The 9,892-nt window shown below is 66.0% G+C and carries 7 protein-coding genes and 1 pseudogene; 7 read left to right on the top strand and 1 reads right to left on the bottom strand.

All coding sequences use genetic code 11. From position 1 onward, the window contains the following. A pseudogene (locus tag K359_RS54665) lies at positions 1–332 on the top strand (IS5/IS1182 family transposase); the annotation flags it as partial. A 331-nt stretch (positions 333–663) separates the two neighbouring features. Here K359_RS54665 and K359_RS0140270 read toward each other — a convergent pair. Beyond that, positions 664–1,338, bottom strand: coding sequence for a Crp/Fnr family transcriptional regulator (locus K359_RS0140270; RefSeq protein WP_029084283.1), 675 nt, complete (start codon positions 1,336–1,338; stop codon positions 664–666). 211 nt (positions 1,339–1,549) lie between these two features. Here K359_RS0140270 and K359_RS0140265 point away from each other — a divergent pair, with 211 nt between their 5' ends. The 6 genes from K359_RS0140265 to K359_RS0140240 all read left to right on the top strand — a co-directional run bounded on the left by K359_RS0140265 (position 1,550) and on the right by K359_RS0140240 (position 9,824). Further along, positions 1,550–3,625 (top strand): AsmA family protein, encoded by a 2,076-nt coding sequence (locus K359_RS0140265; RefSeq protein WP_029084282.1) that lies wholly within the window; start codon positions 1,550–1,552, stop codon positions 3,623–3,625. Positions 3,626–3,758: 133 nt separating this feature from the next. Next, positions 3,759–6,188, top strand: a complete 2,430-nt coding sequence (locus K359_RS0140260) for an adenylate/guanylate cyclase domain-containing protein (RefSeq protein WP_029084281.1) — start codon at positions 3,759–3,761, stop codon at positions 6,186–6,188. A 400-nt stretch (positions 6,189–6,588) separates the two neighbouring features. After that, positions 6,589–6,798 carry a cold-shock protein gene (locus K359_RS0140255; RefSeq protein ID WP_029084280.1) on the top strand — a complete coding sequence of 70 codons (210 nt, stop codon included), beginning with the start codon at positions 6,589–6,591 and terminating at the stop codon, positions 6,796–6,798. Positions 6,799–7,137: 339 nt separating this feature from the next. After that, positions 7,138–7,323 (top strand): hypothetical protein, encoded by a 186-nt coding sequence (locus K359_RS0140250; protein WP_334261911.1) that lies wholly within the window; start codon positions 7,138–7,140, stop codon positions 7,321–7,323. A gap of 562 nt (positions 7,324–7,885) precedes the next feature. Next, positions 7,886–8,938: an alpha/beta fold hydrolase gene (locus K359_RS57725; protein WP_198031247.1), complete on the top strand. Its 1,053-nt coding sequence runs from the start codon at positions 7,886–7,888 to the stop codon at positions 8,936–8,938. Between the two features lie 7 nt (positions 8,939–8,945). Continuing rightward, positions 8,946–9,824, top strand: coding sequence for an efflux RND transporter periplasmic adaptor subunit (locus K359_RS0140240; protein ID WP_029084277.1), 879 nt, complete (start codon positions 8,946–8,948; stop codon positions 9,822–9,824). The last annotated feature ends 68 nt before the right edge of the window (positions 9,825–9,892 follow it).

The following is a 9,892-nucleotide window of genomic DNA, read 5'->3' as shown; positions in this document are numbered from 1 at the left end:
CCTTTGTCGACAAGGGATACCGCGGCCATGACGCACAGAACCCGCGCCGCGTCTTCATCTCCGGCCAGAAGCGCGGCGTCTTCGGCACTATCAAGCGCCAGCTGCGGCGCCGCTCCGCTATCGAGCCCGTGATCGGCCATTTGAAGGCTGACGGACACCTCGGCCGCTGCTACCTCAAAGGCCGCGCCGGCGATACCGCCAACGTCATCCTCTCCGCCGTCGGTTACAACTTCCGCCGCATCCTCGCCTGGCTAAGGGCTCTTTGGTACCTCTTCCTGGCTGCCTTCTTCTCAGTCACCAGCCACCGCACACCACTCAAATCGGCTTCTTAACCGACGACTATACCACGTCGATGCCTGAATTGATGCCCGCTGCGGCGCATGCGGGCTTCAGCCGCAGTGCTTTTCTCGACGATCTGCCGCTCTGCAGAACGATGACGCGGTCGCGCCGACGGCCAGGAATGCAAAACCCCTGCGATCAACGGGAAGAGACCGCAGGGGTTTGCTGGTGGATGGCGTGAGGCCAGCAAGGCTGGGTGTCACCCCAAGGACCGGCTGCAATGAAAGCGACTCCAGCCTGTTCCCGCAAGCAAGTCTTTTGGGCAGGAGAAGCAGCACGCGCGAGACATTCGTGGCCCTCGCGCGCGCGTTGCAGGCAATCCGTTTAGTCGTTGCGCGCGACGGCGGTCAGCTTGGTCATGTTGTGCAGCATGATGCGGCCGCGCTGCAGGTCGACGATGCCGTCCTTGCGCCAGGTCTGCAGCTGCCGGTTGACGCTTTCGCGCGCGGCGCCGACGAAGATGCCGAGCTGTTCCTGCGAGATGTGCACCTCGGAGCCGAAATCCTCGGCCAGTGCGCACAGCCGGCGTGCGAGGCGGACCGGCAACGGCTGCAGCACGGATTCTTCCATCCGCTCGCTCTGCCAGCGGATGCGCTGGCACAGCAATTCGATCAGCCTGACCGCGACCTTCGGCTCGCGCTCGAGGAAGCTGAGGAAATCCCCGCGCCGAAGCACGAACAATTCGCTGGCTTCGCCCGCGGTCGCGTCCGCGGTGCGATCCTGACCGTCGAGCACGGCGACTTCGCCGAACAGATCGCCGGATCCCATGAAGTTCAGCGTGAGCCGGCTGCCGTCGGAGGCCCCGGTCTCGATCCGGATCTGGCCGCGGCGGACCCCAAACAGGGCGTCGCCGGGATCGCCCTTCTGGAACAACACCTCGCCGGCCGAGAGCTGCTGGGTGTGGCAGAGGCCCGAAAGCCGCTGCAACTCGTCCGCACCGAGATCGGCGAACATCGGGTTCATCTTCAGAATGACCGCAAATTCGGCCTGTTTGTTCATTGTACTGCCTTCCAAATCGATCCAAGCAGTCGCCGACGCTCGGTTAGCAAAAATCACCCTCATGGGAGTGTGTGAGAGGTCACATAAGTTCATGCCGGTAACGGATTATTTTTCGCCTCATTGGAGCGAGGTCCCGTTTGCGGGATAATCTCGTGCGATCGGCCGCGCTTTTCCGCGGCGGAACCCCGCTTGCCCGGCCTGGAACGACGACATGAGAGCACTGAGATTTGCCGGGGCCGCCATTGCTGCCGTGATTGTGATCATCGCGCTGGTGGCGGCGGTTGGGATTCCGACCTCCTTCCTCACCTCCGGTATCACCGAGCGGGTCGAGCGCGAGACCGGCTACAAGCTCGCGATCAATGGCGGGGCCAAGATCGGCCTCTGGCCGACCGTCAATGTGACGCTGAACGACGTCGTGTTGCAGGACCCGCGGGAGCGCGAGGTCAACAACCGGTTCGCGGCCGCCAGCGTCGAAGCCAAGATAACGCTGTCGAGCCTGTGGTCGGGCCAGCCCGATATCACCGACCTCGTCATCGCCAAGCCTGTGGTCAACCTGCCGCTGCAGCGCGAGCGCACCCGCGACCATAATCCGCCGGCGAAGTCTGCTGCGTCCGACAATGGCGGCATCACGATCAGGCATGTCAGCGTCAGCGGCGGTACCATCGTGTTTTCCAATGTGCGCGATCGGGTCGAGAACCGGATCGAGACACTCAACGCCGACGCGACGATCGGCGCCGACCGCAAGATCGTCGTCACAGGTGACGCGCGCGCGAGCGACAAGCCGCTGAAGTTCGAGATCCGCGCGACCACACCGCAAGCGCCGCTCGAGCGTCAGAGCGTGCCGGCCGAGTTCAACATCGATGCGCCGGGCCTGTTGCCCGCGGCGATCAAGGCGAATGCCGAGTTGCGCTTGAACGGCACGGTCGTGATGTTCAACGGCGTGTCCGGCACGCTCGGTGACGGCGGCTTCACCGGCTGGGCCTCGGTCGACTTCGCCAGCAACAAGCCGCTGGTGAAGCTCGATCTCGACTTCCAGCGCATTGCGATCGCGATGACGCCGAGCCAGTCCGGCGCCGCGCAGCCATTGGGCACGAACAGCTGGAGCAACGCCTCGATTGACCTTGGCGGGCTCAATTATGTCGACGCGCAGGCGCGCATCTCGGCGGCCGAGCTCGTGATCGGCGACGGCCGCTTCGCGTCCGCGGCGATCGATGCCTCGGTCGACAGCGGCGTGCTCAAGGGTCGGCTCACCAATCTCGGCGCCTATGAGGGCACCGCCAATGGCGACCTCACCATCGACGCGAGGGGCGCTGCTCCAACCTACGCGCTGCGGCTCGATCTCGCCGGCGTGCGCGCGCTGCCGGTGCTGAAGAGCCTCGCCGAGTTCGACAAGCTCGACGGACGCATGCAGGCGAAGATCGCGCTGACCTCGCAGGGCGCCAGCGAGCGCGCCATCGTCGGCAATCTCGGCGGCACGGCCTTCGTCGTGTTCCAGGATGGCAAGATCCTCGGCCTCAACGTCGCGCAGATGATCCGCAACCTCACCGCCAGCACCTTGTCGGGTTGGCAGGAGAGTGAGGCCCTGTCGACCGATCTCAGCCAGCTCTCGGCCTCGTTCAAGATCGACAAGGGCCAGGCCGTCACCACCGATCTCAATCTGATCGGCCCGCTGGTGAAGATGACCGGGGTCGGCACCATCGACCTCAACACAAGGCAGATCGGGTTCCGCGTCGAGCCGCAGCTCGTGATGACCACCGAAGGCCAGGGCCGCGCCGGCAATCCGGTCGGCCTCGGCATTCCCGTGATGGTCGAGGGCCCCTGGATCAGCCCGCGGATCTATCCGGAGATGCAGGGCATCCTCGACAATCCCCAGGCCGCCTATGCCAAGCTGAAGGAGATGGGTAAGGGCCTGTTCGGCGCGAATGGCCAAGGTCTGACCCAAGGCCTGAACCAAGGCCTCAGCGGGCTGAGCAATCTCCTCAACGGCGCGCAGGGCGGCGGAACCGACGCACAGCCCGGCACCGGCCAGCCTCCAGGGGGCAGCGGCCAGAGCAACCCGCTCGGCGGGCAGCTTGGCGAGACCATCGGCAACCTGCTGCAGCAGGGCCTCTCCACCATGAACCAGGGCAACGCGTCCCGCCCGAGCCGCAACCTGGCCCCGTCCGCGCCCGACGCACCGCCGGCCGCCGACCAACCCCCGCCACCCAATCCCCCGTCCGGCGCGACCGCCGAGCAGCACGACAATCCGGCGATGAACGACGTGCTGCGCCAGCTGTTCAATCGCTGATTATTCCCGGATATCCCCCACCGATATCCGGGGCTAACCATGCGACGGGAGGCTCCGCCCTGCCCCGCCGATCCGTGCTAAACAGCGCCGGATGATGCGGCGCACCCGATTGCGAGGGGGCGGACGAGGCTGGATGAACGGGGTGACGGACAAGGGCAAGATCTGGTTCCTGCGCGGCGGCCTGTTCGCCAAATACGTCCTCGCGCTGGTCGGGCTCGTCGTGTTCGTGCTGGCGGTCAACGGCGCGCTTGAGACCTGGATCAGCTACCGCGGCATCAGGAGTACGCTCACCGACGCGATGAGCGACAAGGCGGACGCCACCGCCAAGCGCATCGAGCAGGCGATCTCGGACCTCGAGCGGCAGATCTCCTGGGTGACCCGCGCCTCCTCCAACACGATCGAGCTGCGCCGCGCCGACTATACCCAGCTGCTCGGCCAGGTGCCGGCGGTGAGCCAGCTCACGCTGATCAACGGCCAGGGCCGCGAGCTGCTGCGGCTGTCGCGCCAGACCGTCACCGTGAACTCCAACGCCGACTTGTCCCGCGACCTCCGCTTCATCGAGGCAGTGAGCCGTGGCACCGCCTATGCGCCGGCCACTTTCCACGACGGGCGGCCCTTTATGTCGATCGGCGAGCTGCATTCCGGCTTCAACGCCGGCGTCACCGTGGCCGAGATCGACCTGCGCTTCCTCAGCGACTATTTCGGCGATTCCCAGGTCGGCCGCCTCGCCTTCGCCTATGTCGTCGACGCCAAGGGCCGCGTGCTGGCGAGCTCCTCGAAGGGCCCAGAGGTCGGCAAGGATATCGCCGCGCTGCCGCAGGTCGCCGCAGTGCTGTCGCCCCCCGGCAAGCGGCTCGCCTCCGGCACCGACATCAACGGCAACGCGGTGCTGACCACCGCGAGCGCCGCACCGAATCTCGGCTGGCACGTGTTTGTCGAGCAGCCGACGTCGCAGGCGCTCTCCCCGATCCGCGACCAGCTGGTGCGCATCGCGCTTCTGATCGCGCTCGGCCTCCTGGTCGCAATCATCGCCGGGACGATTTTGGCGCGCCGCATGCTGGTGCCGATCACGGCGTTGCGCACCGGCGCGCGGCGGCTGGGCGCCGGCGACTTCGGCCATCGCATCGAGGTCAAGACCGCGGACGAGCTGGAGGAGCTCGCCGGCCAGTTCAACAGCATGGCCGGACAGCTCGCGGAGACTTACTCCGACCTCGAATGGAAGGTGAAGGAGCGCACTCGCGACCTCGCGCAATCGATCAACGAGCTGAAGGTGCTGGAGGAGGTCGGCCGCGCGGTGGCGTCCTCGCTCGACCTCAATGCCGTGCTGCCGACGGTCGCCGCCCGCGCGCTCGAGATCACCCATGCCGACGCCGTGCTGATCTATGGCTATGACGCGGCACATCGCACGTTCAACCTGACGCAATCGATCGGCATCGAAGCCGAAGGCCGCCATCGCGCAATTGACGCGGCGAACAGCCCGCTTGCTGAGGCCGCGGCCGATGGCGAGCCGCTGGCGTTCCCCGATCTCGCAGGCGAGGGCGATCATCCGCTGCGCGATGTCGTGGTCGGCGCCGGCTTCCACTCCGTGCTGGTGGTGCCGCTGGTCGACCAGCAGGGCGTGCTCGGTTCGCTGGTGGTGCTGCGCAAGGCGGCCGGCGATTTCCCCGTGAGCCTGATCGGCCTGATGAAGACCTTTGCGCACCAGGCGGTGCTCGCGATGCGCAACGCGCGGTTGTTCACCGAAGTCGACCAGAAGAGCCACGCGCTGGAGCAAGCCCATTCCACCGTGCGCGAGCAGGCCGACAAGCTCCGCGAGCAAACCGAGGAGCTCAAGGACTGGAACAAGTCGCTGGAGGCCCGCGTCGAAACCCAGCTTTCCGAGATCGAGCGCATCCGCAAGCTCGAGCGTTTCCTGGCGCCGCAGGTGGCGCAGCTGATCGCCTCCTCCGACAGCCCCGAGGGGCTGCTCGCCAGCCACCGCCGCGAGGTCACCGTGGTGTTCTGCGATTTGCGCGGCTTCACCGCCTTCACCGAAGCGACCGAGCCGGAAGAGGCGATGAACGTGCTGCGCGAATATCACGCGGCGCTCGGCACGCTGATCTTCAAATATGAGGGCACGCTCGACAAGTATGCCGGCGACGGCGTGATGATCCTGTTCAACGCGCCGATCCTGCTCGCAGACCACACGCTGCGCGCGGTGAAGATGGCGGTCGAGATGCGCGACACCATCGGCCCGCTGACCGAGCGCTGGCGCAACCGCGGGCATAGCCTGGGGTTCGGCATCGGCATCGCCGTCGGCTACGCCACGCTCGGCCAGGTCGGCTTCGAGCAGCGGCTGGAATATGCCGCGATCGGCAGCGTCACCAACCTCGCCTCCCGCCTGTGCGGCGAGGCCAAGGCCGGCCAGATCGTGGTGAGCCGCCGCGTCTACGGCACCGTCGAGCCCCATGTCGAGGGCCGCGCCATCGACGACCTCGTGCTGAAGGGATTCAATCACCCGATCCTCGCCGCGGAGATTTTGCGCTGGAAGGGCGAGTCGAGAGCTGAGGCAGCGGCGGAGTAGCCGTGTGCATTCCGCTTCGTGGCCCGGAACGCATCGCATCCACCAAACCCGTCATCCTGAGGAGCCGCGAAGCGGCGTCTCGAAGGATGCACGGCCCCGCTTGTGCCCGTCGCCCTTCGAGACGCGCTTCGCGCTCCTCAGGGTGACGGATTGAGAGTTCGCGCCGCTACAGCGTCGTCCCAATTGCGAGGAGAGACCCGGCGACCGCATCCGCCAGCGGGAACCCGCTACCGCCGGAACCTTGCATTCGCGGGGAAAGTGTGTATATTCGTCCCATTCGATTAGCCGTTGTGCCTTGTTGAATGGCCAGAACGGCCCTCCTCCAAAGACATCGCCAGTTGAATGGATGTGACGCGCAGTATTGCGCAAAAACGCGCTTACGCGCTTTGGAGAAGAGAAGATGGCGACAGGTACTGTGAAGTGGTTCAACGGCCAGAAGGGCTTTGGTTTCATCGAGCCGAGCGACGGCAGCAAGGATGTGTTCGTTCACATCAGCGCGGTCGAGCGTGCCGGTCTGACTGGCCTCGCTGAAGGACAGAAGGTCTCGTTCGAGCTGAAGACCGACAAGATGCGCGGCAAGACCAGCGCCGAGAATCTTCAGATCGTCTGAGATTCCTGCTTGGGCATGATTACAGCGGAAAGCGCGACGCGCTTTTCGCTCGCGACAAACGCTAGCGTTTGCGCGGAGATCATGCCGGTTCGTCATTCCACGGATGTACTGGGATGACGTTGCTGCCCGCTCGATCCACCCGGATTGGGCGGGTTTTAGCATGTGCTGTTGCGCGTGACCCCTGAGAACGCTGCGTCGCGCCGTTTGGCGAGACAGCTGCGCCGCGGGACACAGACGCGACGCGCTTGCGCGGGGGATCATGCCCTTGAGAGGATGCCGATGAACGCCAGGAAGCCCGCTCCATCGCCCGCAAGCCTTGCAAGAGCCGACCGACAGCGGATGGCGGCCGAGGAAGGCGCCCGCGCCATCGCCGAGGTCGAGCGCGACGCGGCCGCGATCCGCAAGAACATGGAGCGGTTGCGCGCGCTGCGCGAAGCCCGCGAGGCCCAGGCTGCCGCCGAGGCTGAGCTGGCGCCAGCCCCCATCGCCAAGAAGAAGGCGCGCGTGAAACGCATCGTGCGCTGAGGTAGTGCTGCTGTAGTCACGTCCGCACCGCTATCAATCCCGTCATCCTGAGGTGCGAACCTTGCGGCGCAATTGCGCCGCTGGGCGAGCCTCGAAGGATGCGCGGCCCGACTGGTGGCCGTCGACCCTTCGAGACGCGCGCAAGAGCGCGCTCCTCAGGGTGACGGAGCAGCAGCGCGACGGAGCCACGTTAGTCCCGGATCAACATTGTCAAACAGCGTGAGGGATATGCGTCCGCGTCTTCGCGACGCGTTGCGCCCGAGTGAGCGATCAAATCACCCTCCTCGATTGTGAGAGGGCGCAGGGAAGGCCGGGCGCCGATTGCACCTATGGGAAAGCAAAACGCCTGCTCTTCCGTCGTTGTGTCCGATCATTCTCGCGATAATCAACATCCAGTGAATCTGACTGCGTCCGTGATCACGATCACGGCCTCTCCCGCTCGTCCCAGGAATAACCCATCCCCCGCGTCGTTCGCGTCATGACTCGACGCGCGGTCGCGTAAAAAAGAACAAGCAGGATGGGTTTGATGACGGGTTTGAACGGGACGCCTGAGGCAGCGTCGGTGGTGGCGCTGCATTGCTCGTTGGGGTCGGGACGGCAATGGACGAAGCTTGCGGCCGCGCTCAGTGGCTATCGGTTCATGGCGCCGGATATTTCCGGCTATGGCGTTGCTGCCATTGGGCGCGACTGGCCGCGGACGCTGGATGGCGAGATCGCGCTGCTCGAGCCCTGGCTCGCAAAGGCCGCGGGGCCGATTCATCTGATCGGGCATTCCTATGGCGGGGCGATCGCGTTTCGGCTGGCGACCGCATCGCCTTATTCGCAGCGCATCCACAGCCTGACGCTGATCGAGCCGGTGCTGCCGACGCTCTTGCGTGACGAGTCGTCACGCAAGAGCTCCTTGTTTGAGCATGATCCTGTCGGAAAACCGCTGCACACTTTTCCGGATCATGCTGTGCGTGACGCATCATCACGCAACAGTTCTTTGTTTGAGCATGATCCCCGCGCAAACGCGCCCCGCGTTTGTCGCGAGGAAAAACCGCTTCGCCCTTTTCCGGATCATACGCTGCTCGACTCGCCGGCCGACGCGCGGCTCTACGAGCGCTTCGCGCGCACGGCGCACATCGTGTCGCAGGATATTTTCGATGGCGCGGTGATGGAGGCGGTCGAGGCGTTCACCGCGTTCTGGGCCGGCTCCGGCCCGCGCGAGCAGTTCTCGCCGAGCGGGCGTCTGCGGATGATCGAGCAGGCCGACAAGCTGCCTTACGATTTCAACGCCGCGCTCGATCTGGACGACGTGGCGGCCGCCGCGCGCGGTCTGGGGGTGCCGACGCTGCTGCTGTCGGGCGGGCTGTCACCCTATGTGACGCAGCGCATTGTCGCAAAGCTCGCCTTGCTGATTGATGGCGCCGAGCTGCGGCATCTGCCGGCCGCCGGCCACATGCTGCCGGTAACGCATGCCGAGCGGGTCAACCCGGAGATCCTGCGCCACATCTGGCGCGCCGAGGAGCCGGCGAAGCTGGGGCTGGCGGATACGGGCGCGGCCGACGCGGCGCAGCCGGCTGGCCCGGCCAGGCGGCATCTGGTATTCAGGAGGCCCTCGTTGTGGAAATAGTTTGTCTATGATTTTGCCCCGCATGCGCGCCTCTGCGCTGACCGCCGCCGTGCTGGTCCTGCTCGCCGTCTCGCCCGCGTCTGCCGCGGGCGAGACGGATGCTGCGCCGAAGGGCGCGGCGGTGACGGTGCTGAAGGCCTCAAAATTCTGCTTCGGCAATATCGTCGAGGTGTCCGGCATCGTGCTGCCGCGCGACGAGCAGCAGGTCCGGCCCGAGCGGTTCGGGCTGAAGGTGGCGGAAGTGAATGCCGATCCCGGCGACACCGTCACCGCGGGGCAGGTGCTGGCAAAGCTGACCGACGGCACCAATTCGAGCAACATTACAGCCCCGGTGGCGGGCACGATCTCGGCGTCGTCGGCAATCGTCGGCGCGCCGGCCTCGGGCAAGGACGCGCTGTTCTCGATCATCGCCAAGAGCGAATACGACCTGGTCGGCATGGTGCCGACCCGCGACATCGCCAAGCTGAAGACCGAGCAGACCGCGCGGCTGAAGATCATCGGCGCCGGCGATGTCGACGGCAAGGTGCGGCGGATCGCGCCGACCATCGAGCCGAACAGCCAGCTCGGCCAGGTGTTCATCGCCATCACCGCCAACAAGCGGCTGCTGGTGAATTCGAGCGGGCGGGCGCAGATCAAGACCGGGCAGAGTTGCGGCGTCGCGGTGCCGCTGACCGCGATCCTCTATTCCACCGCGGGCACCGTGGTGCAGGTGATCCGCGGCGGCCGCGTCGAGACGCGGCGGGTGGAGACCGGATTGATGTCGGCCGGCCAGGTCGAGATCCGCGACGGCATCCAGGAAGGCGACATCGTGGTCGCCCGCGCTGGCGCACTGCTGCGCGAAGGCGATCCGGTGCGGCCGGTGGGCGCGAGCGCGGACGCGAAGTAGACGGCGCGGCACCCACAGCGTCGTCCCGGGCAAGCGAAGCGCGACCCGGGACCCATAACCACCGATCT

The sequence above is a fragment of the Bradyrhizobium sp. th-b2 genome (assembly GCF_000426785.1).
Taxonomy (GTDB): Bacteria; Pseudomonadota; Alphaproteobacteria; order Rhizobiales; family Xanthobacteraceae; genus Bradyrhizobium; species Bradyrhizobium septentrionale.
This window is presented reverse-complemented; position numbering and strand designations above follow the sequence as displayed.